This window comes from Chromohalobacter nigrandesensis, assembly GCF_023061285.1.
GTDB lineage: Bacteria > Pseudomonadota > Gammaproteobacteria > Pseudomonadales > Halomonadaceae > Chromohalobacter > Chromohalobacter nigrandesensis.
Genome location: NZ_JAKGAM010000001.1, coordinates 482,476 through 507,020, shown reverse-complemented (window position 1 = coordinate 507,020; position 24,545 = coordinate 482,476). Strand labels below are relative to the sequence as shown.

At 62.1% G+C, this 24,545-nt stretch carries 16 protein-coding genes; 11 read left to right on the top strand and 5 right to left on the bottom strand.

Features of this window, described 5'->3' with window-relative positions:
- Positions 1-59: 59 nt before the first annotated feature.
- Positions 60-2,033 (bottom strand): RecQ family ATP-dependent DNA helicase, encoded by a 1,974-nt coding sequence (locus L1073_RS02360; RefSeq protein WP_246896639.1) that lies wholly within the window; start codon positions 2,031-2,033, stop codon positions 60-62.
- A gap of 180 nt (positions 2,034-2,213) precedes the next feature.
- Between L1073_RS02360 and L1073_RS02355 the strand changes: the two genes are divergently transcribed.
- The 4 genes from L1073_RS02355 to L1073_RS02340 all read left to right on the top strand — a co-directional run bounded on the left by L1073_RS02355 (position 2,214) and on the right by L1073_RS02340 (position 9,558).
- The gene (locus L1073_RS02355; protein ID WP_246896638.1) at positions 2,214-3,824 is read left to right on the top strand and encodes a BCCT family transporter; all 1,611 of its coding nucleotides are present in this window, start codon (positions 2,214-2,216) and stop codon (positions 3,822-3,824) included.
- A 156-nt stretch (positions 3,825-3,980) separates the two neighbouring features.
- On the top strand, positions 3,981-7,679 hold the full coding sequence (locus L1073_RS02350; protein ID WP_246896637.1) for an ATP-binding protein: 3,699 nt from the start codon (positions 3,981-3,983) through the stop codon (positions 7,677-7,679).
- Entirely contained in the window at positions 7,676-8,302 is a 627-nt protein-coding gene (locus L1073_RS02345; protein WP_246896636.1) for a condensin complex protein MksE, read from the top strand. Before L1073_RS02350 ends, L1073_RS02345 begins: the two co-directional genes overlap by 4 nt.
- Entirely contained in the window at positions 8,299-9,558 is a 1,260-nt protein-coding gene (locus L1073_RS02340; protein WP_246896635.1) for a hypothetical protein, read from the top strand. Before L1073_RS02345 ends, L1073_RS02340 begins: the two co-directional genes overlap by 4 nt.
- A 125-nt stretch (positions 9,559-9,683) precedes the next feature.
- Here the strand turns inward: L1073_RS02340 and L1073_RS02335 are convergent, their stop codons facing one another.
- Positions 9,684-11,018 (bottom strand): replication-associated recombination protein A, encoded by a 1,335-nt coding sequence (locus L1073_RS02335; RefSeq protein WP_246896634.1) that lies wholly within the window; start codon positions 11,016-11,018, stop codon positions 9,684-9,686.
- A gap of 362 nt (positions 11,019-11,380) precedes the next feature.
- On the opposite strand from L1073_RS02335, the gene L1073_RS02330 reads away from it, so the two are divergent.
- Complete coding sequence (locus L1073_RS02330) at positions 11,381-11,926, top strand: hemerythrin domain-containing protein (protein WP_246896950.1); 546 nt, start codon at positions 11,381-11,383, stop codon at positions 11,924-11,926.
- Positions 11,927-11,955: 29 nt separating this feature from the next.
- Here L1073_RS02330 and L1073_RS02325 read toward each other — a convergent pair whose 3' ends face one another.
- Positions 11,956-13,215, bottom strand: coding sequence for a Y-family DNA polymerase (locus L1073_RS02325; protein WP_246896633.1), 1,260 nt, complete (start codon positions 13,213-13,215; stop codon positions 11,956-11,958).
- Positions 13,203-13,667, bottom strand: a complete 465-nt coding sequence (locus L1073_RS02320; RefSeq protein WP_246896632.1) for a LexA family protein — start codon at positions 13,665-13,667, stop codon at positions 13,203-13,205. The genes L1073_RS02325 and L1073_RS02320 overlap by 13 nt, the downstream gene beginning before the upstream one ends.
- A gap of 129 nt (positions 13,668-13,796) precedes the next feature.
- On the opposite strand from L1073_RS02320, the gene L1073_RS02315 reads away from it, so the two are divergent.
- The 6 genes from L1073_RS02315 (at position 13,797) to L1073_RS02290 (ending at position 24,053) form a co-directional block, all read left to right on the top strand.
- Positions 13,797-14,690 carry a LysR family transcriptional regulator gene (locus L1073_RS02315; protein WP_246896630.1) on the top strand — a complete coding sequence of 298 codons (894 nt, stop codon included), beginning with the start codon at positions 13,797-13,799 and terminating at the stop codon, positions 14,688-14,690.
- Positions 14,687-15,499, top strand: coding sequence for a glutamate racemase (gene murI, locus L1073_RS02310; RefSeq protein WP_246896629.1), 813 nt, complete (start codon positions 14,687-14,689; stop codon positions 15,497-15,499). The genes L1073_RS02315 and murI overlap by 4 nt, the downstream gene beginning before the upstream one ends.
- A 58-nt stretch (positions 15,500-15,557) precedes the next feature.
- Positions 15,558-16,679, top strand: coding sequence for a tRNA (uridine(54)-C5)-methyltransferase TrmA (gene trmA, locus L1073_RS02305; RefSeq protein ID WP_246896628.1), 1,122 nt, complete (start codon positions 15,558-15,560; stop codon positions 16,677-16,679).
- 173 nt (positions 16,680-16,852) lie between these two features.
- Positions 16,853-21,691, top strand: a complete 4,839-nt coding sequence (locus L1073_RS02300) for an NAD-glutamate dehydrogenase (protein WP_246896627.1) — start codon at positions 16,853-16,855, stop codon at positions 21,689-21,691.
- Between the two features lie 140 nt (positions 21,692-21,831).
- Positions 21,832-22,899 (top strand): hypothetical protein, encoded by a 1,068-nt coding sequence (locus L1073_RS02295; RefSeq protein ID WP_246896626.1) that lies wholly within the window; start codon positions 21,832-21,834, stop codon positions 22,897-22,899.
- Between the two features lie 149 nt (positions 22,900-23,048).
- Positions 23,049-24,053 carry a quinone-dependent dihydroorotate dehydrogenase gene (locus L1073_RS02290; RefSeq protein WP_246896625.1) on the top strand — a complete coding sequence of 335 codons (1,005 nt, stop codon included), beginning with the start codon at positions 23,049-23,051 and terminating at the stop codon, positions 24,051-24,053.
- Positions 24,054-24,181: 128 nt separating this feature from the next.
- On the opposite strand, the gene rmf is transcribed toward L1073_RS02290, so the two are convergent.
- Entirely contained in the window at positions 24,182-24,388 is a 207-nt protein-coding gene (rmf, locus tag L1073_RS02285; RefSeq protein ID WP_246896624.1) for a ribosome modulation factor, read from the bottom strand.
- Between the last annotated feature and the right edge of the window lie 157 nt (positions 24,389-24,545).

Sequence of the window (24,545 nt, the reverse complement as noted above, 5' to 3'; positions counted from 1 at the left end):
GTGATTTATATCAGTGTAGAAGCCAGCGCCGGGGCGGGCCTACCGTAACGAAACATGATTTACGACTCGATCGAAGATGTGGCCATCACGGCCGCGTGAATCTCCGGATAGGGCCAGTCTTCCAGCGCCGCGAAGCCTTCGAGCTGGCGTGCCTTGAGCCGCGTCAGCACGGGGTTGGTGAGCCCCGCGAGAAAGCGTGTGAACAACGCGGCACTGGGTGGCGGTGCATCTGACAGCGCGGTTAGCCGTTCATGCAGCGGCGCGCACAGCGAGGCTACCTGGCGTGGGTCGAGCGGTGCGCGCGTTGTGTCTGCCGGCCACTGCGCGACATGGCCACGACACACTGAGCAATGGCCGCAGTGTTCGGGCGCATTGGCGTCGCCGAAATAGTCGGCCAGGCGCCGGCTGAGACAGGTCGTCGACTCGAACAACGACAGCATGGCCTGCAGGCGTTCGATCTCGGCGCGCTCCTTGTGCTGAAAATACGCCGTTAGCCGTTCGGCTAGCAGGGGTACATCGACCTCGCTGGCCATTACGGCGTAGACCTCGGTCATCTGCTTGCTTTCGAGTTGGATGAAGCCCTGATCATTGAAGTACTCCAGCGCACTGATGACACGACCTCGCGAGGTATCGAGGCCGCGCTCGGCGCCGAGCGCCGCCAGCGCATCCTGATCCAGCTCACACCAGGTCCGCGCGCGGGGCGAGGCGTCGATCAACGCGGCGACGAAGTCGCGACGCTCACCGCTGAAACGCTCGATCAGCGCCGTTGGGTCGAGCAGATACTTGAAGCGGTACTCGGCGAAATAGGCATAGCGAGGCGCGATGATGCCTTCGAGCTCGAGCCTCACCAGCAGCGTCTTGAGCGGTAGCGGCCGAATGTTGCTGTGCTGCGAGAGCGCGTTGAGGCGTACCTCCCATTGGCCGTGGGGGGCGGCATCGCTGATGTCGCGCAGCACACGTTCGATGCCGTCGCGCTCCGGGGTATCGCCGTAGACGAAGTTTTCCAGCGCCCCGAGGGCGTCGCGTCCGCCCAGCATCAGGCACTGAGACGGTTGGCCATCGCGCCCGGCGCGGCCGATCTCCTGGCTGTAGTTCTCGATCGACTTGGGCAAGTCGAAGTGCACCACGTTGCGGATATCGGCCTTGTCGATGCCCATGCCGAAGGCGATGGTGGCGACGATGCAATTCACCTCGCCGCTCATGAAGGCCTGTTGCAGCGTATCGCGGGTCTGGCTATCGAGCCCGGCGTGATACGCCCGCGCGTCGATGCCCGCCTTGCCGAGATAGGCGGCCAGGCGTTCGGCGGTCTTCTGCAAGGTGACATACACGATGCTCGGCTGCGGCGGTGTCTGCGCCAGGCGAGGGCCGAGCCACTCGGCCAGGGTGCGAGCGCGTCGGTCGGCGGCGGTGGGCCATACCTCGAGCTCGAGATTGGCGCGATAGAAGCCGGTGGCGGTGACGTCTTCGGCGTCGATGGCAAAGCTTTCACGCATATCCTCGATGACGCGGGGCGTCGCCGTGGCGGTGAGCAACAGCGCCTGGGGAATGGCAAATTCGCGCTGGTAGTCGGGCAGCTTGAGATAGTCGGGACGAAAGTTATGGCCCCATTCGGAGAGACAGTGCGCCTCGTCGACGACCAGTAGCGACACCGGCACCTGGCGCAGGAAGGCACGGAAACGCTCGTTCTTGAGGCGCTCCACCGAGATCATCAGGATGCGGATCTCGCCTTGCTTGACGCCACGCATCACCGCCGAGGCCTCCTCGCGGGTCTGGCGCGAATCGAGGCTCGCCGCGGCGATGCCGTGACGCGCCAGGAAATCGAGCTGATCCTGCATCAGCGCGAGCAGCGGCGAGACCACCAGTGTCAGGTGAGGCAGATGCAGTGCCGGCAACTGATAGCACAGCGACTTGCCGGAGCCCGTAGGGAAGATGGCTGCCGCCGAACGTCCCTGGGTAACGGCTTCCACCACTGGGCGTTGGCCGGGGCGAAAATCGGCGTAGCCGAAGACGCGTTGCAAGGTTTCCTGAATCATCGATCGCTCTCGCTGCAGAACTGAGTATGGCCGGGATATCGGGGGCGTGGCGATTGGCAGATGCCTATTCTCGCATATCGTCGGGGTCGGTGATGCCGGGAAGGCGTGTGCCATTCGACGCCTTGCCCGTCTGCTTCTACGGTATTCCTAGAAGGACAACAAAAGATAAAGGAACAACCCATGGAAAAACTGGCGCGTAGACTCGGGCTGCAAACCGATCCGACGATATTCTTCGTATCGGCCGGCATCATGGTGGTTTTTCTGGTCGCTCTACTCGTGGCGCCTGAACCCATCGGCGCTGCCTTCGGGGCCGGCCGAACCTGGATCGTCACCAATCTCGGCTGGTTTTTCATCTTCGGGGTGACCAGTTGGGTGGTGTTTCTGCTGTGGGTGGCCTTCAGTCGTTTCGGTGCGATTCGTCTCGGTGGCAATGACGCCAAGCCGGCTTATGGCAACGTCTCCTGGTTCACCATGCTGTTTGCCGGGGGCATCGGCACGGTGCTGATGTTCTGGGGGGTGGCCGAACCCATGTCGCATTTCGCCAACCCGCCGCGGCCGGATGTCGAGGCCTTCTCAGTACAGGCCGCCGACGACGCGATGGGGTTCGCGATCTATCACCTGGGGCTGCATACCTGGGCGATCTTCACGCTGCCCGGGTTGGCATTCGCGTATTTCATCTACCGCTATGACCTGCCGATGCGCTTTTCCTCGGTGTTCTATTCGCTGATCGGTGATCGTATCTACGGGCCACTGGGTAAAGCGCTGGATGTCTTCGCGATTCTCGGCACCCTGTTCGGTGTGGCCGTGTCGATCGGTCTGGGCACTCAGCAGATCAATGCCGGCTTGAGTGAGCTGCTCGGTGTCTCCAATGGCGTCATGCCCAAGGTCATCATCATTGCCGTTCTAACGACGGTGGCGGTGTGTTCGATCGTGGCGGGTCTGGACAAGGGCGTGAGGGTGCTGTCCAACATCAATATCGGCATGGCCGTCGGCCTGATGCTGTTCGTGCTGGTCACCGGGGCGACCGTGTTTCTGCTGCGCTCGATCATCGAAACGGTCGGCATCTACGTCTCCAACATCGTGCCGATGGCGTTCTGGAACGATGCGTTGGCGCAATATACCCACGAAGAGGGAGGCTGGGGATGGCAAGGAGGGTGGACCGTCTTCTATTGGGCGTGGACGGTGACCTGGTCGCCTTTCATCGGCATCTTCGTGGCGCGTATCTCCCGCGGCCGCACGATCCGTGAATTCGTACTCGGTGTGTTGTTCGCCCCGTCGATATTTACCTTGGTGTGGTTCGCGATCTTCGGCTGGTCGGCAATGCAGATCGACGGTATCGGCGAAGATGCACGTGCGGCACTCGGCGCGCAGGCCGGATCGCTGTCTACGGCAGTGGAGGAGAGCATTCCGCTGGCGATGTTCGCCTTTTTCGAGAACTTCCCGGCGGCGACCCTGATCCAGGGCCTGGCGGTGGTCATCGTAGCGATATTCTTTGCCACCTCGTCGGATTCGGCTTCGCTGGTGGTCGACATGCTATGTACCGGGACGCCCGAGCCGGGCCCCTGGTATCAGCGGGTGTTCTGGGGCGTGTCCGAAGGGATGCTAGCCGCCATGTTGATCGTGCTTGCCGGCGATGCCGGGTTGACCGCCTTGCAGCAGGTCATCACCGTCGTCGGTCTGCCGATGTTCATCCTGGTGTTCGCCATGATGTTCGCGTTGCTGCGCGGCTTGTCCCACGAGAAACTCAGTGAGGTGACCGTCGGCAAACCGCCGCGGGCCGACGACCTGTAAGCAGGCTTGGGCAGAAAGAGAACGGGGACTGTCCGATGTGAGTGAGCGGGCGCCCCTCGCAATGTAAAGCGTGGAGGAGGAGCCAACTTGGTTGTGCCTGCCGGCGGTGGGTAGAATGGCCTTTTGCAAAAAAGCGCAAACTACCAAGGACCCGGCATGGCCCACCTGCTACGTATCGTGATGATCCACGGCCATCTGGAAGGCGTGGTCGAATTGGATGTCGATGGCCACACCAATATCTGTGGCACCAACGCTTCGGGCAAGACCACGCTTCAGCGATTGGTGCCGGTCTTCTACGGCGAACTGCCCAACAAGGTCGTCCCCAAGACACGGATGAAGTTCGATGCCTTCTACCTGCCGCATCGCAACAGCTATCTGATCTACGAATACCGTCGCGAGGCAGGCAATGTCTGCCAGGCCGTGCTGACGCGCAAGAAAGAGGGCGGCCTGGAATATCGCTTCGTCGCTGCGCCGTATCAGCCCGAAGACTACCTGGTGGAAAGCGAGGACGGTGTGGTGGCGCTGGAGTACGGCGACTGGTTGGCGGGGTTGCGTCGCGCCGGTATCGACTTCTCGGCCAAGTTCGGGGCGACTTCTGAATACCGTGCGGTGATCCAGAACGACTTTACCCAGCAGCAGGGTAACCGGCGCGAGGCGTTGAAGCTGCGCCAGACCGCCGCGAAATTCAGCCTGGTCAAGCCCGAGCGGCGCATCCGCCATATGGAAAAGCTGATTTCGGCGGTGCATGCCAAAGAGGGCAAGATGGACACCCTCAAGACCATGCTGGCGGCGATCTTCGAGGAAGACGGCGTCGAACTGCCGGTGACCCGCATTCGCAATACCAAGGCGCGCGACTGGATCGCGCAGATGCGCCAGTCGATGCGCCTGGAGCCGCTGCAACAGTCACTGGCGGAACTGGCCGACGTCGACCGCAATATCGTCGATCTGGAAGCGACGCTCTGGCAGCTCAAGCCACAACTGGATGCCGATCGCCATCGCGCGGAGCGCGTGCTGGCCGACACCGAGGCCGAGCTGAACACGCAGCAGGAAGCCTTTCAGGCGCGCGAGCAGGAATACGAGCAGGCTCGCGACACCCTCAACGATCGCATCAGTGAGCTTGCCAGCGAGCTGGATCGCACCCAGCGCAGCCTGAACGACCTGCAGCAGCAATATGAACAGTATGCCGAGGCCGATATGCCCGCCCTGGAGCGGGACCTGGCCGAGCTGCCGCAATGGCGCGAACAGGCCCAGCAGTTGCAGGAGCATCTGGCGGTGATGCAGGAAGCCTCTGCGGCCAACCGCTCACGCCTTGACGGTCGCCTGCGCGAGCTTGCCGATAACCTCTCGCGGCGCAGCGATGAAATCCAGGCGCTCATCAATGAACTGGGCGACGAGAAGTCGGCGTGCCAGGAGCAGCAGTGGGCGTCCGAGCGTGAACTGGAAGCCCAGTACCACACGCAGCGCAGCGAACTGGACGCCGGCTATCAGACGCGGCTCGAGCAAGGCATCGAACGCTTGGCCGATCTCAAGGCGCAACTTGCCTCGACCGGTCAGGTGCCCGAGGAGATTCAGGAAGCGGAACTCGCCCAGTCCAGGGTCGATCAGGCCCAGAGCGATCGCAACGCTGCCGCCAGTCGTCTTGAAGGCTTGCGCCGTGAGCACGAAACCCTGCGCCGCGAACGCGACACGGCAGAGCAGCAGCGAGAAAGCGCCAAACAGCAACTCAATCGGGCGAATCAGCGCTCTCAGGAACTCCAGCGGCAGCGCGATCCTGACGAGGGCAGCCTGCGCTATTTCATGCGTTACCATCGCCCTGGCTGGGAGCACCGCCTGGGCAAGATCATCGCGCCCGAACTGCTTGAGCGTCGCGATCTTTCGCCACAGCTCGGTGACACCGAGCACGACGACCTGTACGGCGTGGCACTCGATCTTGCCGCCATCGAGCTGCCCGATCACGCCCGCGACGAGGCGAGCCTCAATGCTGCCATCGATGTCGCCGAGGCCGAACAAGCGCGCGCCGAAACCGATCTTCAGGCCGCCGAGAAACAACTCAAGGCCTGCCATGACCGGGTGCAGGGGGCCGAGGAGCCCCTCAGCCAGGCGCGTCTCGCCCTCAAGCATGCCGATGATGAAGTCGAATATGCCCTGGATGCCCGACATCAATGTCAGGAGCGTCATGCGCGGCAGCAGAAAGAGCGCCGGCGAGTCGCCGAAGAAGCGCTGGCCAGTCAGCAGGCCGCCGACAAGGCCCTGCGCGATGAAAAGCGCGAGGCACTGAGCACGCTCGATGAGACCCATCAGGCGCAACTCTTGGAACTCAAGGCCGATGGTCAGAGCCAACTGGCCAGCTTCGACGCACGCATCGATCAGTACAAGCAACAACTCGAAGACTTCAAGGCCGAGCACCAGCGTCAACGCCAGGAACTGGAAGCGGCCTTCGACCAGGAGCTTCAGGATCAGGGCGGTGACCCTGAAACCCTGCGCTTGACGCGCCAGCGCATCAGCGATTTGCAGGAGCGCATTCGCGTTACCGAAAGCCGCCGCGAAGAGCTCGATGCCTACACGCGTTTCATGCGTGTCGAATGGGGCGAGCGCAAGCCGCAACTGGTCGACCGCGAAGCGACGCTGACGCGTGACAAGCAGGCCGCCGAGCACCAGCGCGAGCAGTGTCGCAGCGATTATCAGGCTGCCAAGGTGGCGCACCAGCAAGCCGCCAAGACGCTTAAGGCACGCTGCAATGGCGAACGCGAAGTCATCGACGCTCTCAAACCACTGCTCGGTCAGGTCGATGGGCTAGGACTTACTTCAGCGCCGAATGCCGCCGGCGAGCCCACCCGGGAAGCGCTGGGCGATGTGCATGAACGTATCGAGCGCACACGTCAGGCGCTGGGCAGCCGCAGCAGGGAGGTGGAAACCCTGCGCAAGGGTTGCGAGCAGGTCGAAAGCGAGCTGATCAAGGGCGCCAGTCAGGGCTTCGTCGAGACTCTGGAAGCCGAACGCGCCAAGCTGTTAAGCGGGGCTGGCGAGCAGAGCATCGATCCGCGCCGTCAGCTTCCGTTGCTGCGGGGCATGCTGCAGTTGCTCGAAGATCAGCAGCAGCAATTGATCCAGCAGGGGCGCAACCTGGGGGCCGACCTGGACAAGTTCTTCACCGTCTTCCGCGACCTCAATCGACGCATCAGCGCCCAGAGCCGCCGCTTGTCCGAAGAAGTGGCCGATGACCTGCGCCTCGAGGGCATCAACAAGGCCGAGGTACGCATTCAGTCGACCATCGACGAGCTGGGCTTCTGGGAGCCACTCAAGCGCTTCGCTCAGCTTTATCGCGACTGGGAGAACGCCAACCAGACGCTGCCCGGTGATGACTATCTGGATGCGCTGGCCGATGTCGTCGATCTGCTGCGCCACGACCAGCAATACAGTTTCGAAAGCCTGTTACGCCTCGAGTTGCACTTGAACGAGGGTGGCACCGACCTGGTGATCAAGAGCGATCGTCAGCTACTCGAATCTTCGAGTCACGGCATGGCTTATCTGATCCTGTGCAAGTTCCTGCTTGCCTTCACGCGGTTGCTGCGCGGGCCATCGGAGATCGCCATTCACTGGCCCATCGATGAGATCGGTACGCTGGCTTATCACAATGTCGAGATGCTGTTCGACGCCTGCGATAGCAACCGCATCCATATCGTCGGCGCGTTTCCCAACCCCGAGTCCGACGTCTTGCTATTGTTCCATAATCGCTATCTGATCGATCGTGACGCCGAGCAACCGAGTCGCCGCCGCCTGAAGCGCATCGAACCGCGTCTGAGTCGCCTGGCCGAACGCCTGCAGGAACGTACCGCCGAGGAGGTTACGTCATGATCGAACATGGTCCGTTGCTGGAGCGCTTGCTGGCCGGCGAGTTCGTCTGCGCCGTGAGCGATGATAGAGCCTTCCGGCGTCTCGAAGACGAGGAAGTGCGCGAGCAGATCGACACTTACTTGCGGCCGCTCAATCGCCGCTTGGCCACCAACGCCGAGGGCAGTGTCTACTTCCTGGCCTGGCGGCAGCTCAACGATGAGGCCCGCGAGCAGCTATCGCGGCAGCTCGGCGAGGTGCTGCATAGCCTGATGCCGATGCTCGAATGGCTGCAGTTGATGCAGGAAGCCCTGGGCCATGACGCCCTGGTGGCACCTGGCGACGTGCTCAAACCCGCCGAACTCAGTGCCCGCTGCGAGGACAACCAGAGCCTGCGCGAACAGCTCGAACGTCTCGCCGGCGACAGCTTCTTCGGTTCCCAGAGCGAACAGCTCGACGCCCAGATGAAGCAAGTCTTCAAACGCCTCAGGGAACACGGCTATCTGCTGCAGCCGCATGCCGACCGCCAGGTCTATCTGGTCACCGGCAAGATCGATTACCTCGTCGATCTGGTGCGGCTCATTCGCGACGAAGAAAACCTGCCCGTCGACGACGAGCGCCCGCAGACGCAGGAAAGCTTGTTATGAAAGAGTTTGCGGTGAGCGACGAGCATGAGCTGGAAAGTCGCCTGATCGGCACCGGCGTGGAACGTCTGGCGCTGCTTGGCAAGCACGCCGACGTCCTGATGCAGGGCTACAGTCGCGATGAAGTGCCGCTGGAGGCCCTGAGCGACAGTGCGCTGCGGCGGCTGCTGGCCGCGCGCATCGTCTGGCGGCCTGATGATCAGGGGGGCGTCAAGCTGGCGCCCAGGGTGCGCGAGTTGATCGCCGAGATGCTGGCCGACGAAACCCGCCGCCAGGTCAACGCCGATGTGGGCGAAACCCTGGAGCTGGTGCGCACGCTGGTGCAGAGCTACCGCGAGGCCCAGAGCCAGGGCGAATACTGGCGTCAGGAGCAGCAGTTGCTGCGTCTGCGCCAGGCCGTCGATGATCTCAACGGACGTTTCGCCGACGCCATCGACAGTCTCTGGCAGCGCCTCAACAGCGACTTCGGCTTCGTCAGTCGCCTGAACGACAAGATTCGCGAAAACGAGCGTGCCCAGAAGCAGATCGTGCGCCTGCTGGATGGCCTGCAACTGATCGACTTCGACGAGCTGATCGAACTGGTCGGCGGCGATGGCACCCTGCGCAAGCTGCTGATAAGTCAATTGCAGCGCCAGATCAGCCAGCACTACACCAGCTTGCGGGAGGTCCAGAGTCGTTTGACCGAGCTGATGGCCCGCTTCCGCCAGCAGCAATCGCGCAGTCGGTTGATCAGTGGCATGGCGGCGTTTCTGCGTGAGCATCCCAATTTCGTTCCCGGCAACTATGCACGGCGCAGCGACGTGCCCGACCTGATCAACCAGGCCGTCCCGTTGATCGCTGCTGCCGCGCCGGCCGTGGATCATGAGCCGGATATTCGCGTACTGACCGACCTCGTGCACCAGTTGCCGACGCCGCTGCACAAGCCGCAGACCGTCGCTGCCGCACGGCCCGCCGAAGCCGAGGAGCAGAGCCTGGTGGCGGCGCGCCAACAGGCCCTCAAGCAGGACGTGGAAAGCTTCTATCTGACGGTGATCGACCATCCCGATCCCACCGGCATCAGTGCGCTGGCCTACCTGCAGGAAAGTGACATGGAATGGGGTGAGGAGATCTGGCTCTTCCAGGTGATTGCCGAGTACCAGAGCTTGCCGCGCAGCGAGCAAAAGGCCTTTGAGTTGCATCAATTGGAGAGCCGCGCCAGCCGCTTCAACGACCTTCGGCTGATCCACGACGTCACCCTGCAACTGGCGAATTCGGCATGAATGAAGCGTTATCGCCCAAGACCCATCGTTGGCTCAGCGACATTCACGATAGGCTGCGCCGATGCCGATGCCGATGCCGATGCCGATGCCGATGCCGATGCCGATGCCGTTGAGGGCGGCGGGGCTCATGACGTCCCGTCGGCGTGGGCGTCGAGTTCGGCGCGCCAGGCCTGCATTTGCTTGAAGCGTTTTTCCTGGCCGTATTCCGTGGGGTTGAAAAAGGTGGTTTCGGGCAGTTCCGATGGCCAGCAGTCATGCGCGTGCCCGGCGGGATAGCCGTTGGGTTCGTTGTGCGCATAGCGGTAGCCCTCGCCATGGCCGAGGGATTCCATCAACTTGGTGGGGGCGTTGCGCAAGTAGGTGGGCACCTCGAAGTCGGGATTCGCAGCGACGAATTGCTTGGCGGCGTTCCAGGCCTGGTCGATGGCGTTGCTCTTGGGCGCGATGGCGAGGTGCAAGGCGGCATGGGCGATGGCGCGCTGGCCTTCGTAGTCGCCCAGACGCAGGTAGGCGTCCCAGGCGGCCATCACCAGCGGCAGGGCACGGGGCTCGGCATTGCCGACATCCTCCGAGGCGATGGCGGCGAGGCGGCGCACTACATCGAGCGGGTCGCCGCCGCCCTGCACGAATTGCGCGATGTACAAAAGCGCAGCATCGGCGCGTGACGAGCGTATCGACTTGTGGATCGCCGAGAGCAGGTCGTAATAATGATCGCCCTGCTTGTCGAAGGCGCTGCCCTGATGTCCCAGGACTTCATGCAGCGCCTGCAGGGTCAGGTGTTCGCCGTTCTCGGTGGGCGTGGCGAAATCGCAAGCCGTCTCCAGCAGACCCAGTGCGCGACGTGCGTCGCCCGAGGCCGAGCGTGCGAGCGTTTCCAGCACGTCTTCGTCGGCCTCGATATGGCGCTCTCCCAGGCCACGTTGAGTATCCGTCAGGGCCTGATGCAGCACACGCAGCAGGTCGTCCACCTCCAGCTTGCGCAGCACATAGACGCGTGCCCGCGAGAGCAGCGCCGAATTGACCTCGAAGGAGGGATTCTCGGTGGTCGCGCCGATCAGGGTCAGCAGCCCGGATTCGACGTGCGGCAGCAGGGCATCCTGCTGGCTCTTGTTGAGACGGTGGATCTCGTCGAGAAACAACAGCGTCGGCTGCCCGCGGACCTGGCCCTCGCGAGCGCGTTCCACGGCGGCGCGGATATCCTTGACGCCGGCCATCACCGCCGACAGGCGTTCGAGCATGGCGCCCGAGGCATCGGCGAGGATATCGGCCAGGGTGGTCTTGCCCACGCCCGGCGGCCCCCACAGGATCATCGAGCGTACCGCGCCGCTTTCCGCCATGCGGCGCAGCGGCTTGTCGGGACCGACCAGCGCTTCCTGGCCGACGTAGTCATCGAGCTGGCGTGGGCGCATGCGATAGGCCAGCGGCGTGTTATCGGATTGGGATGAAGCGAACAGGTCCATGTGTATGCCACCGGTGGGTGAGAGGGTGTTTACAAAAGGGCTGCACTCGACAATCCGGCGTTAAAATCGGCCTAAAAATACTCATTTACCCCATGTAAACTCCGTGTTTTCGGCCAATTTTGCCTTGTTTTGTCTTCGTTCGCCTGTTTTGTAACGACCCTCTGGGTCGAGTCGCCAAAAACCGTTTTTAGACTTTCGGCCAACAGGCGTAATCTTGTCATACCCGCTAGGGTAAAACATTCGAGTCCCAGTGGGGTGTTTCCCGTCGGGGAAGGTGAAAGTCCTCGACTAGACTGGCAAACAAGGCTGCCGGATACCCCGCGCTGCCATGCTTCGACAGCAAAGGAGGCCTGTACATGCCCATGCTGACCCAACTGCGCCAAGACCACGCCAACATGGCGCGTCTGCTGCACGTGTTGCAGCTCAAGCAGAAGACCCTGGCGGAAGGTGAGCGCCCCAATTTTCAACTGATACGCGAGGTCGTTGATTACATCCTCGACTACATGAGTGGGTTCACCGAACCGCTGGAACGCATGTGCACCGAGCAGTTGAATACGCGGGCGCCGCAAGCCGACGTGCTGTGCCAGCGGTTGTCCGAGGATTACCGGGCGCTCAATGAACGCCTGGCGAAACTCTCCCAGGATCTCGACATGATCCTGATGGATGCGGTAGTACCCATGGACCGCTTCAGCGAAGATCTCAAAGCCTATCTCGAAGCGCATCGGGCTTATCTGCGCGGTGAGCGCGAGGAATTGTTCCCGTTGATCCGCGAGCACTTCGACGAAGACGACCTGGATCGGTTGGCCAAGGCACTGCCGGAAGGGGCCGAAGCCGAGCTGGCGCGTCTGCAGGAAGGCTATCCGGAGCTTTACGCCGAATTCCGTGAAGCGCCTTCGCCGTTGAGTTGAGCTATGCCGCCACGTGAACGTCATCGTGGTTATCGGGCGCGCACATGGGGTAGTTCATCCCAGCGTGTTGTGTAGCATGCCGAGCGGTAGGCACTGTTCATCTGCCAGGAGGCATCGGCGGGCTGCGGACCTAGGGTCAGCGCCTGACGGCCGTAGCGGGCGCGGATCGTGTCCCAGACGTGCATCAGCGCCTCTTGCCGGGCTGGCTCGGCGCCATCGAAGAGCGTCGTCTGGCTTTGTTGGCGCGGGGCCAGGTCGCTGAGCATCACCCCGAGCTTCTGATACGCCAGTGGCTGCCATAAGCGCGCGAGAAGACGTTGCGCCGCGCGGTTGAGCTGCTGCGTGTCAGCACTTGGAAAGGGCAGTGCGGTCCACTCGCAGGCGTGATGATAGGGCGTGTCGTGATGTGGATTGGTGCGCAGATAGACGCCGATGGCCGAGGCTTGCATGGCGTCGCGTCGCAGCTTTTCGCCGGCGCGTTGGCAGTGATGGCGCAAGGCACCGGCGAGGGCGGCACGGTCGCGCAGGGGGCGCCCGAACGAGCGCGAGCAGAGAATGCTGCGGCGCGGGGTTTCCAGGTCGCTCATCGACAGGCAGGGATAGCCGTTGAGTTCGGCGGCGGTGCGCGCCAGCACCACGCTGAAATGACGCCGTAGTTCGCTGTTGGGTGTCTCGCGCAGCGCGGCGGCGGTGAGCACACCGATGCCGGCCAGGCGCGCGTTGAGCCGTTCGCCTACGCCCCACACCTCGCGCGGCGATAGCCGCTTCAGGTACGTCCTCAATTCGGGGGCGTCGGCATGCGTCCAGACACACACCTGGGGGCGACTCGACTGTGCCTTGGCCTGTCGGTTGGCGAGTTTGGCCAGGGTACGTGTCGGGGCGATGCCGATGGAGACCGGCAGCCCTACTTCTCGCATCACGCTACGTACCAGGCGCGCGCCCAGAGCGTGCCAGTCTTCCTGCATGCCGCGTAGATCGAGGAAACACTCGTCGATGGAATAAGGCTCCAGCGTGGGGACCTGACGCGCCAGGACCTGCTGCGCGCGTGCCGAGAGATCGCCGTAAAGCGTGTAGTTGGAGGACTTCAACACCACGCGACGCCGCAGTGCCGGCTCGATCTTGTGGGTGGGGATGCCCATGGGTATTTCGAGCGCCTTGAACTCCTCGGAACGCGCGATGACACAGCCGTCGTTGTTGGATAGAACGCCCACCGGAACGCCCTCCAGGCGCGGCTCGAACAGGCGCTCGCAGGCAGCATAGAAGTTGTTGCAGTCGATCAGCGCGAACATGAGGGAGAAGCCGGTTCCTCGCCCGTGGCGGGCAAGGCGTGAATGGCGTAGCAGATGACGCCCCACAAGCGGTCGTCATCGGCCTCGAAGGGCATCCTCGCCAGGCCGGGGCGTGACGGCGCGAGATACAGCCGGGCCTCGCGGCGCTCTAGGCGCAACACGCTCAGCTCGCCGTCGATGACCACGACCAGCCAATGCCCGGGGCGCGGTGAAATGGCGCGGTCGATCACCAGCAAGTCGCCGTGATACAGGCCGGCGTGGCGGTGGTCATCGCCCTCCAGGCGCATGAAGAACGTCGAGGCCGGGCGACGCACCAGGTGGTGATGTAGATCCAGCGGGGCTTCTCGGTAGTCGTCGGCCGGGGAGGGGAAGCCGCTGGCGCCGCGTGTCAGGGTATCGCCCGATGCGGGCGCCGAGGTCGATGCGGCAAGAGCGATAGGCGTCATGGACATGGCGGAACCTCGAAAACGAAATGACGAATACTGTAAAAATAACCAGTATTTTTCTTCGAGGCAAGTCGAGGCATCTCATCCCTTGGGCGGGTAAGGTAGAATGAATGCACGCGTTTTCGAGGAAGTCGTATGGACCGCCTGCAGGCGATGTACACCTTTCGCGCGGTCGTCGAGGCTGGCAGTTTCGCCGGAGGGGCGCGCAAGCTGGAACTCTCCAATGCCATGGTCAGCAAGCACATCGCCAAGCTGGAGGCCAGTCTGGGGGTACGCTTGCTGACGCGTACCACGCGGCGCTTGCAACTGACCGCCGAGGGCGAACGTTATCTCAATGGGGCGAGTCGTCTGCTCGACGAGCTGCAGGAATTGGAAGCCGGTCTCGGCGAGCAGCGCGGTGAAGTGCGTGGCCGGTTACGGCTTTCCGCACCGCTGGATTTCGGCGTGCGTGCGTTGATGCCCGCCTTGCAGGCATTCGAGCGCCGCCATCCGGCGGTAATGCTCGATGTCGTTCTCGAGGATCGCCGTGTCGATCCGGTGGCTGAGGACTTCGATCTGGTGGTGCGTATCGGCGAGCTGGAAGATTCCAGCCTGATCGCGCGGCCGTTAATGGACATGCCACGTCATGTTTACGCCGCGCCGGAGTATCTGGCGCGGCATGGGACGCCGACGCATCCTGCCGAGCTGCGTGGGCATCGCTGTCTGCACTACAGCCTGGCGCGCGAAGGGCACTATTGGCACTTCCAGGTCGATGGAGCGCCTCTCCGGGTGCGCATCCGCCCGGTCATGGCCTGCAACAACGGCCGCGCTCTGACCGAGGCGGCGATACGCGGCATGGGGCTGGTCTACAAACCGGCGTTCCTGGGTGAACCGGAAGTCGAAGCCGGGCGGCTGGTTCGCGTGTTGGACGAGTTCAGCGTGGCGCCGATCAGTGTCCACCTGTTGTATGCCGAACGTGAATTCATCCCCGCGCGCCTGCGGGCCTTGGTGGATACGTTGCTTGAGCACTTCGCGGAGACTCGCGCATGACGGCGCCGATTCTGATCTTCGACTCGGGCGTCGGCGGGCTCTCAGTGGTGGGCGCCTTGCGCGCGCACCTGCCCGGCGCACCGCTGGCGTATGTGTGTGACAACGCCGCGTTGCCGTACGGCACCAAGCCCGATGACTGGCTGGTGGCGCGGATCGTCGCGGTGTGTCGCGCGGCGGTGGCGGCGAGTGGCGCGCGCGCCCTGGTAGTGGCCTGCAATACGGCCAGCACCTTGGCGCTAAACGCCTTGCGCGAGAGCCTGAGTATTCCGGTGATCGGGACCGTGCCGGCGATCAAGCCGGCGGCCCATGCCTCACGCAGCGGCGTGTTCGGGTTACTGGCGACCTCGGCGACGGTGTCGCGTCCTTATACGCAGCGTTTGATCGATGAGTTCGCGCCGGATTGCACGGTAGTGAGGCTGGCCGCCGATCCTTTGGTTGCGCAGGCCGAACGCGTCCTGACCGGGATGCCGTGGGACGATGCGGTCATCGCCGCGAGCCTGGCGCCGTTATGGGAAGCGCCGCGGCTCGATACCGTGGTGCTGGGATGCACGCACTTTCCGCTGCTGCGAGAGGCCCTCGAGCGGCATGCGCCGCGCGAAATCGTGTGGATCGATTCCGGCGACGCCATCGCGCGTCGTGTGGCGCAGGTCGTTCCGCAGGTCGCTTCTAAACTCTGGCGTGATACGCCGGCCAGCGACGCGAGCTGGGCCAGCGCGGCGCAACAAGCGGGCCTGGCATGCACCCTGGCGGGATACGGCTTCAGTGCACCGTACTCTTTGGCATTGCCTGACACTGTTTTAACCTTCTGATTTCCATGTGACGGTGTCGCTGCGGCGACATCGCGAGTTTTTGCTGAAAGGAGTTTTCGTGGCCGTACCCGTCGTCGACCCCGAACGTTATGAGTCCCAGCTCGACACCAAACGCGAGCGCATTACGGCGCAATTCGCGCGCTTCTCTCCACCGCCGCTGGAGGTGTTTCCCTCGCCGCCGCGTCATTATCGGCAACGCTGCGAGTTTCGTATCTGGCATGACGGCGATGATCTGTTCTATGCCATGTTCGAGGTCGACCCTGCCGATCCCAAGCGCAAGGAGGTCGTACGCCTGGACGATTATCCGGTGGCGGGCGAGCGCATCAATGCGCTCATGCCGGTCCTGCGCGATGCGCTGTTGGCCAGCGATACCTTGCGGCGCAAGTTGTTCCAGGTCGAATTCTTGACCACGCTGAGTGGTGAGGCGTTGGTGACCTTGATCTATCACCGCCAACTCGACGAAGCTTGGGAACAAGAAGCACGAGCGTTGCAGGAAGCCTTGGACGTATCGATCATCGGCCGGGCACGCAAGCAGCGTCTGGTACTCGAACGCGATCATGTCTGGGAGCGGCTGAACGTCGAAGGTCGCGACTTCGTCTATCAGCAGGTGGAGAACAGTTTCACCCAGCCCAATGCGGCGATTTGCCGGTCGATGCTGGGGTGGGCGCGGGATGTGACCCGCGAGAGCCGTGATGGCGATCTGGTGGAGTTCTATTGCGGCAATGGCAATTTCACGATTGCACTGGCCGAGAACTTTCGCCGCGTGGTGGCCACCGAAATCTCGCGGACCTCGGTGGCCTCGGCCAACGTCAATCTCGAGGCCAATGGCGTGGTCAACGCTGTGGTGGCGAGGATGTCCGCCGAGGAATTCAGCGAAGCTCTGGCCGGCGAGAAAAGCGGGCGGCGCGTGGCAGCGCTGGCGCTCGACGAGCATGCCTTCACCACGGCGCTGGTCGACCCGCCGAGGGCTGGGCTCGATGCGCATAGCTGCGAGCAGCTCAAGGCCTATTCGCGTATCGTCTATATTTCCTGTAACCCGAACACGCTCGAGGCGAACCTCGAGACATTGAGTGCGACCCATGCCGTGACGCGTTTCGCATTGTTCGATCAGTTCCCGTATACCGACCACTGCGAATGTGGCGTGCTGCTGGAGCGCCGGGAAGCGCCAGCGAGCGCATGACAAGCCCATGCACAACTGGCATACGCCATGAGGGTGCGTCACATTGATGGGGCTTGACGCGCGATAGGCGTAAGCTCGTGCCATCGTGGTGGTACACGCAATACGCGTGCGTGCCGCCGAGGAATCATTCATCGGTCGCCGTGAAGGGTGGCCGGTCGTAGCCGAGGTGCTTGATGCAACACGTCGCGATCGAGGGTAAGGAAGATTTCCTCGCCCAGCTCAAGGAACAACTGGCCAAGCGCCTGCCCCACGACAAGGTGGAGCAGATCGCTGCTTTCGCCGAGGACCTGTATGCCTCGGCGCCGTTCGAAGAAGCCGCCGAGCGCGGTCTGGATGATATCTACGGCGCGACATTGTCGGCGTGGCATTTCATGCAGACCCACGATCCCAGCGAAGCCAAGGTGCGCGTCTTCAACGCCGATTTCGAGGAACATGGCTGGCAGTCGCCGCATACCGTCGTGGCCGTACTGCACGAAGACATGCCGTTTCTCGTCGACTCGGTGCGCATCGAGCTAAACCGCCGCGGGCTGACCGTGCACGCGATCCACAACGCTGTGCTGGCGGTGGAGCGCGATGCCAAGCATCATCTCAAGCGCGTGACCTCGAGCCAGGCCAAGGATGCACCGGCGGCGCGCGAGTCGATTATTCTGGTCGAGGTCGACCGCCATTCCGACCCGGCGACGCTGAACGACCTTCACGCCAGCCTCGAGGAGGTACTGCGCGACGTACGTGTGGCGGTGGAAGATTTCGATCCCATGCGTGAGCGGGTGCGCGAGGCGATCAAGGAACTCAAGGCGCAGCGACCGAAACAGGTCAAGGCCGATGACCACAAGGAAGCCATCGCCTTTCTCGAGTGGCTGCTCGAGGATCATTTCACCTTCCTGGGCTATGACGAATACGAGGTCTTGCAGGAAGATGGCCAGGACCATCTGCGCCAGATACCCAAGAGCGAGCTGGGCGTTTTCAAGCTCGACCAGCCGCGTTATCGCGAGCGCATCAGTACCGACGAGGGCGTCGAGGAAGATCAGTATGTGCTGGTGCCGGAGCTTCTGTCCTTCGCCAAGAGCGCCTATCATGCGCGCGTGCATCGTCCCGCCTATCCGGATTACATCTCCGTCGATCGCTACGACAAGGATGGTCGCGTCATTGGCGAGCGGCGTTTTCTGGGGCTTTATACCTCGACGGTCTACAATGAGTCGCCGCGTAACGTACCGGTGCTACGCAAGAAGATCGAGACCGTTATCGACGTCGCAGGTGTCAATCCCAAGGGGCATGATGGCAATAAGCTAACGCAGATCCTCGAGGTCTATCCGCGTGATGACCTGTTTCAGATCGATACCGACGAGCTGGCGAAGACGGCTTTCGGGATCCTCAATATCCGTGAACGGCGCAAGGCGCGTCTGTTCATTCGTGAGGACCGTTTCGGCAAGTTCTATTCGTGCCTGGCGTTCGTGCCGCGTGATGTGTTCTCCACCGAGTTGCGCGTACGTATCCAGAATCTGCTCTGCGAAGAGCTCGATGCGACCTTCGGCGATTTCAATACCTATCTCTCAGAGTCGGTGCTGGCACGGATCCAGTTCATCCTGCGCTTCAACGGCGAGCGTCCGGCCGAATACGATATACGACGTCTGGAGAAGAAGCTCGTGGCGCTTTCGCGTAGCTGGCGGGACGATCTTCACACGGCGATGGTCGAAGGCTACGGGGAGGAACAGGCCAATCGCCTGATGCAGCAATATCGTGAGGCGTTTCCCAGCAGCTATCGTGATGATTTCTCGGCGCGCACCGCCGTCTACGACATTCATCATCTCGGCGAATTGAATGCCAACATGCCGATCAGCCTGAGTCTTTATCGGCTGGTCGAGAAGAACATCGACGGGGTCAACCTCAAGTTGTTTCATGCGGGTCAGCCCATTCCGCTCTCCGATGTGCTGCCGGTGCTCGAAAACCTGGGGCTTCGGGTGATCAGCGAACGTCCCTACGAGATCGAGTGCCCCGATCAGGCCTACTGGATTCATGACTTCACCCTCGAGCACCGTGGTGACGGGGTCGTCAATCTGCAGGAAATGCGTGATGTCTTCATCGAGGCATTCACGCGAATCTGGACCGGCGATGCCGAAAGCGATGCCTTCAATCGCCTGGTCATCGGTGCCAACCTGGCATGGCGCGAAGTGGCGGTGTTGCGTGCCTATGCGCGCTATCTCAAGCAATTGCGCTTCGGGCTGTCGCAGGATTACATTGCCAATACCCTGACCAGCTATCCAGAAATTACCCGCGAGCTGGTGACGCTGTTCGAGCTGCGCTTCGATCCCGACGATACCGCCGGCGACAGTGAGATCGAAGCGTGCGTGGCGCGTATCGAGGGCCTGCTCGATGAGGTGGCCAGCCTCAATGACGATCTGCTGTTGCGTCGCTACATGGCGTTGATCCAGGCGACGTTGCGCACCAACTATTATCAACGACGTGAAGACGGCGAGGCCAAGGAATACATCGCCCTCAAGCTCGAGCCGACGCAAGTGCCGGACATGCCCAAGCCGCGCCCGATGTTCGAGATCTTCGTCTACTCGCCGCGCGTCGAGGGCGTTCACCTGCGCAGTGGCAAGGTCGCGCGCGGCGGGCTGCGCTGGTCCGATCGTCACGAGGACTTCCGGACCGAGATCCTAGGCCTGGCCAAGGCGCAGCAGGTCAAGAACGCCGTCATCGTCCCGGTAGGTGCCAAGGGCGGTTTCATCTGCAAGCGCATGCCCGATGGCGCCGACCGCGACACGGTGCAGAAGGAAGGTATTGCCTGCTATCAGACCTTCATCCGCGCGTTGCTCGACGTGACGGATAACCTGGAAGGTGGCGAGACCGTACCGCCCGAGCGTGTGGTGCGTCACGACGATGACGATCCCTACCTGGTAGTGGCCGCCGACAAGGGCACCGCAACCTTCTCTGACATCGCCAATGCCATTTCGCTGGAATATGGCCACTGGCTGGGCGATGCCTTCGCCTCCGGCGGTGAGCATGGCTATGACCACAAGAAGATGGGGATCACTGCCAAGGGTGCTTGGGAATCGGTCAAGCGCCACTTCCGTGAAATGGGCCTCAACACCCAGGAGACACCGTTCAGTGTGGTGGGGATCGGCGACATGGCGGGCGACGTGTTCGGCAACGGCATGCTGCTGTCGGACAAGATCCGCCTCATCGCCGCCTTCAACCACCGGCATATCTTCGTCGACCCCGATCCGGATCCGGCGGCCTCGTTCAAGGAACGCAAGCGCATGTTCGAACTGGCGCGCTCGAGCTGGGAGGATTACGACACTGCCTTGATCTCCGAGGGTGGCGGTGTGTTCTCGCGCGATGCCAAGTCCATCAACATCACGCCGCAGATGAAAAAGGCCTTCGGCATCAAGGCCGGCAAGTTGTCGCCCAACGAGCTGATTCGCGCGATTCTGACCTCGCGTTGCGATCTGCTCTGGAATGGCGGTATCGGCACCTACGTCAAGGCTTCCGACGAGACGCATGCCGAGGTGGGCGACAAGGCCAACGACACCTTGCGTGTCGATGGTCATGAATTGCGCTGCCGGGTGATCGGTGAAGGTGGCAATCTCGGCTTTACCCAGCTCGGGCGCATGGAAGCTGCAGAGCAGGGCGTACGCGTCACGACCGACTTCATCGATAATGCCGGCGGGGTCAACTGCTCCGACCACGAAGTCAATATCAAGATCCTGCTCGACGACATCGTCAAAGCCGGCGACATGACCGACAAGCAGCGCAATGAGTTGCTGGCGAGCATGACCGAGGAAGTGAGTGAACTGGTACTGCGCGATAACTATCGCCAGACCCAGGCACTTTCCTTGTCGGAGATTCTCAGTCAGCAAGGCATGGGCCCTTATCGGCGTTTCATCAATGAATTGGAAGCCGCCGGCGGGCTGGATCGCGAGCTAGAGTTCCTGCCTTCTGACGAGGCGCTGGTCGAACGTTCCAATGCAGAGAAAGGGCTGACGCTGCCCGAGCTGTCAGTGTTGATTTCTTATGCCAAGAGCGCGTTGAAGACCGACATGATCGCCTCCGATCTGCCGGACAATCCACATGTCCAGCGGCACATGGCGCGGGCCTTCCCGCAGACGCTGGTCGAGCGCTTCCCCGACGAGATGTATCAGCATCGCTTGAAGCGCGAGATCACCGCAACGCAGATCGCCAACGACCTGGTCGATCACATGGGCATTACCTTCGTGCGGCGTCTGCGTGACTCCACTGGGGCCACGCGAGCGGAAGTGACGCGCGCTTATCTCATCGTGCGCGATTGCTTCAATCTCGAAGGCCTCTGGGAGCAGATCGAGGCACTCGATCATCAGATCGATAGCCGCGTTCAGTACAGCATGATGCTCGATCTGATGCGGCTGCTGCGCCGGGCCACACGTTGGTTCCTGCGCCACCGTACCAACCAGAGCATCCAGGAGGCGGTGGAATACTTCGCGCCGCGTATCACGCAGTTGCAAGAGGGCATCGGCAAGCGCCTGCGCGGCGAGGACCATGAAATGTGGGATGCGCGTCGTGGTGAGCTGGAAAAAGCCGGCGTGCCGACTTCTCTGGCGAACGTCGTCGCGGCGGCCGACAGCCTGTATGCCGGGCTGGGCATCATCGAGGCCGCTCGCGCCACTGACGAAAAGATCCAGCGTGTCGCCGAGGTCTATTACGACATCGGTCATCGCCTGGAGCTGCCGTGGATGAATAGTCAGATCAACGCGCTGAAAGTGCGCGATAGCTGGCAGGCGCAGGCGCGCGAAACCTTCCGCGACGATCTCGACCGCCAGCAACTGGCACTGACGGTCAGCGTGCTCAAGATGGATGGCGCGCCAAGTGGTGTGGAGCCTCGTGTCGAGCAGTGGCTGGAACGCCACGCGGGCCTGGTCGAACGCTGGTGCGGGCTGCTCGATGAAGTGCGTTCGGGAGCTCAGGGTGGTTTCCCGCTATTCGCGGTGGCCATTCGCGAACTGGTCGATCTCGCCGAGAGCAACGGCGAGGGATAAGCCCGCAAGTAGCGCCCCGAGCATCGTGCTCGGGGCGCTACCGATTTTCCTTCCTCGTTGAACCTGCAAGTGAAGCATTGGCGCTTATGTCTCTGATATGCTGTGCTCGACTCAGGTTCGAAGCCAAGTAGAGAAGCCCCATGAATCATCGCGTGATTACCACAATGCTTGTGGCCTTGGGACTGGCCGGTACGTCGTCACTGGCCATGGCCCAGAGCGCTGCACAGCAGAAGGCGCACGAAGCGGCGGCTAAAATCGATCTTACCGATTTCTTCCAGTCGAGTTCCGATGCACGTAGCCAGAGCTTTTTCTTCGGCGGGACGCAGACGCATCCCTTCACCGTCGAAAAGGCAGGACGCTATCAATTCCAGAGTTCGACCTTGCCGGGCGACTCCGACGATTACCGCATCGAAGCGACCTTGCTCGATGAGCAGGGCAATGAGGTCGCGTCCGCGTCGGGGCTAGGTCAGAACGGTGGCTTGACCATGGAGCAACGCCTGGAGCCTGGCGATTACGTGCTGCGTGTCTCCGGTCGTAAATTCGGCACCAGCAAGACGGGCGGCAATAGCTTTGTCATTTCCGTCAATGGGTTGGATGCCCAGGGAAACCGGCTTTCAAGCGATGAAAGCGGTGTCGATGCCGGCGGTGGCATCATGTTCGGCGGGCCGGGTGAAGATGGCCGCACGACGGCCTTCGTCAATGATGAAGATGACGTGGCGACCATCGCCGCACCGCGCCGTGAAGCGACCGAGGCGGCGTCTGCCGTGGCCTCGGACGCCGCCGCGACGTCGTCGGCAGCGGACGATGCGTCGTCGGACTCCACGTCAAACAGCGGTGCCTCGGCGGCCACGCAGGACGACGAAGAGGCCTTGCCCGATGCATTCGACGAAATCGTGGCTGATGTGGCGATTCGCCAGCATGGCGAAGTGCTCAGCTTCGATGTCGCCGAAGCGGGTACCGTTTCTGTGACCAGCTCGACCTTCCCTGGCAACGAGGGCACCTATCGTCTCGAAGCGCGGATCCTCGACGAGAGCGGTGATGTCGTGGCCAGCGATGAAGGCGAAGGCTTCGAAGGTGATTTCGATATCGAGACCACGCTGCAACCCGGGCGCTACACCGTCTGGGTGAAGGGCCAGAAGTTCGGCAGCGCGATGAGCGGCGTCAACAACTATACGCTCCGCGTGCAGCAACTCGATACCCAGCCGTAAGGCTCGCTGCAGTGTCGGGATGTTGATGCATCTCGACGTGAGCCCCGCTTCGCCATGCGCGAATGCGGGGCTCTGCGCTTTTGGGCGTGGCTACGCTATACTGCGCGCCGGTTTCATCTCTTGCCGCTCACTTTGTTGTCCGAGGATCCATGTACCTCCTGGCCCGTTCGCTACTTTTCCGACTCGACCCCGAAACCGCCCACGGCGTTGCACTGACGTCACTCGATGCCGGCCATCGCCTGGGATTGGACAGGTGGGTGGGCAAGCATGTCGAGGCGCCGGTCACGCTGATGGGGCTGACATTCCCCAATCGCGTGGGGCTGGCGGCGGGGCTCGACAAGAATGCCGAGCATCTCGATGCGCTTGGAGCACTGGGCTTCGGCTTTGTCGAAGTGGGCACGGTGACGCCCAAGCCGCAGCCGGGCAATCCCAGGCCGCGCCTGTTCAGGCTGCCGTCGAAGGGGGCGATCATCAATCGTATGGGGTTCAATAATGCCGGTGTCGACGCGCTGGTCGCCAATGTTCGCATGAGTCGTTACGCCGGCGTGATCGGCATCAATATCGGCAAGAACCTGACCACACCGGTCGAGAACGCGGTAGACGATTATCTGACGTGTCTGCGCAAGGTACATGCGCATGCGCATTACGTGACGGTGAATCTGTCGTCGCCTAATACGCCGGGGCTTCGCAACCTACAGTTCGGCGAGCATCTGGAGGCGTTGCTGGGCGCGCTGGTTGCTGAAAAGCACCGCCTCGACGATGCCAATGGCCGGCGCGTGCCTCTGGCTGTGAAGATCGCGCCCGACATGAGTGACGACGAAGTCGCACTCGTTTCACAGGCGTTGACGGCCAACGCTGTCGATGCGGTCATCGCCACCAATACCACGGTGTCGCGTGAGGCAGTGGCGGGGCTCGAGCATGCCGAGGAGCAGGGCGGGCTTTCCGGACTCCCGGTGTTCGAGCCTTCCAATCGGGTGATTCACGAGTTGCGCCGTCATCTACCGACGCTGCCGATCATTGGCGTCGGCGGTATCGATAGCGGACATGCGGCGCGTACCAAGTGCGAGGCGGGGGCCGATCTCGTGCAGCTGTATACCGGCTTCATCTATCGCGGACCGGCACTGGTAGGCGAATGCGCTGGGGCGCTGGCGTAGTGTGCTTTTATATAAGTAACGTGCTTTGACATAAGTAGTGTGTTTTGAAATAAAAAGGCCCGCGATGCGGGCCTTGTCAGGGACCTGTCAATGGGGTGTCGATCCAGGTGCCAAGAAGGGTTCTTTCATCACAGTACCAAGGGGTTGCGATGGATGCCGGAAATCCCCGTCATGCCGGCCCATTGATCCCCGCGACCTTCACGCCAACCGCTCATCCAGTATTCACGGAGGTTGATGTCCTGGCTGGGGCAGTCATCGCGAGAGCGCCCTATCATGCCAGCTTTATATCCGTGGACATATGCACGCTGAAAGCGATCACGTTTCTGTCGTTTCATCGGATAGCCTCTTGTCAAGAACCGATTGTTGAGATCTGACAGTACATGCCGACAATGGGATACCATCACCGCCATGAACCGGAACGTCCGGACACGAAACGCATGCGTTTTCAGTAGCTACTAGTTTTAATGTTTAGTGCTTTGACGCGAATTTGTC

Coding starts and splice junctions, on each gene's coding strand:
- L1073_RS02360 (WP_246896639.1), bottom strand. CDS start 2,033: ATGATTCAGGAAACCTTGCAACGCGTCTTCGGCTACGCCGATTTTCGC.
- L1073_RS02355 (WP_246896638.1), top strand. CDS start 2,214: ATGGAAAAACTGGCGCGTAGACTCGGGCTGCAAACCGATCCGACGATA.
- L1073_RS02350 (WP_246896637.1), top strand. CDS start 3,981: ATGGCCCACCTGCTACGTATCGTGATGATCCACGGCCATCTGGAAGGC.
- L1073_RS02345 (WP_246896636.1), top strand. CDS start 7,676: ATGATCGAACATGGTCCGTTGCTGGAGCGCTTGCTGGCCGGCGAGTTC.
- L1073_RS02340 (WP_246896635.1), top strand. CDS start 8,299: ATGAAAGAGTTTGCGGTGAGCGACGAGCATGAGCTGGAAAGTCGCCTG.
- L1073_RS02335 (WP_246896634.1), bottom strand. CDS start 11,018: ATGGACCTGTTCGCTTCATCCCAATCCGATAACACGCCGCTGGCCTAT.
- L1073_RS02330 (WP_246896950.1), top strand. CDS start 11,381: ATGCTGACCCAACTGCGCCAAGACCACGCCAACATGGCGCGTCTGCTG.
- L1073_RS02325 (WP_246896633.1), bottom strand. CDS start 13,215: ATGTTCGCGCTGATCGACTGCAACAACTTCTATGCTGCCTGCGAGCGC.
- L1073_RS02320 (WP_246896632.1), bottom strand. CDS start 13,667: ATGTCCATGACGCCTATCGCTCTTGCCGCATCGACCTCGGCGCCCGCA.
- L1073_RS02315 (WP_246896630.1), top strand. CDS start 13,797: ATGGACCGCCTGCAGGCGATGTACACCTTTCGCGCGGTCGTCGAGGCT.
- murI (WP_246896629.1), top strand. CDS start 14,687: ATGACGGCGCCGATTCTGATCTTCGACTCGGGCGTCGGCGGGCTCTCA.
- L1073_RS02300 (WP_246896627.1), top strand. CDS start 16,853: ATGCAACACGTCGCGATCGAGGGTAAGGAAGATTTCCTCGCCCAGCTC.
- L1073_RS02295 (WP_246896626.1), top strand. CDS start 21,832: ATGAATCATCGCGTGATTACCACAATGCTTGTGGCCTTGGGACTGGCC.
- L1073_RS02290 (WP_246896625.1), top strand. CDS start 23,049: ATGTACCTCCTGGCCCGTTCGCTACTTTTCCGACTCGACCCCGAAACC.
- rmf (WP_246896624.1), bottom strand. CDS start 24,388: ATGAAACGACAGAAACGTGATCGCTTTCAGCGTGCATATGTCCACGGA.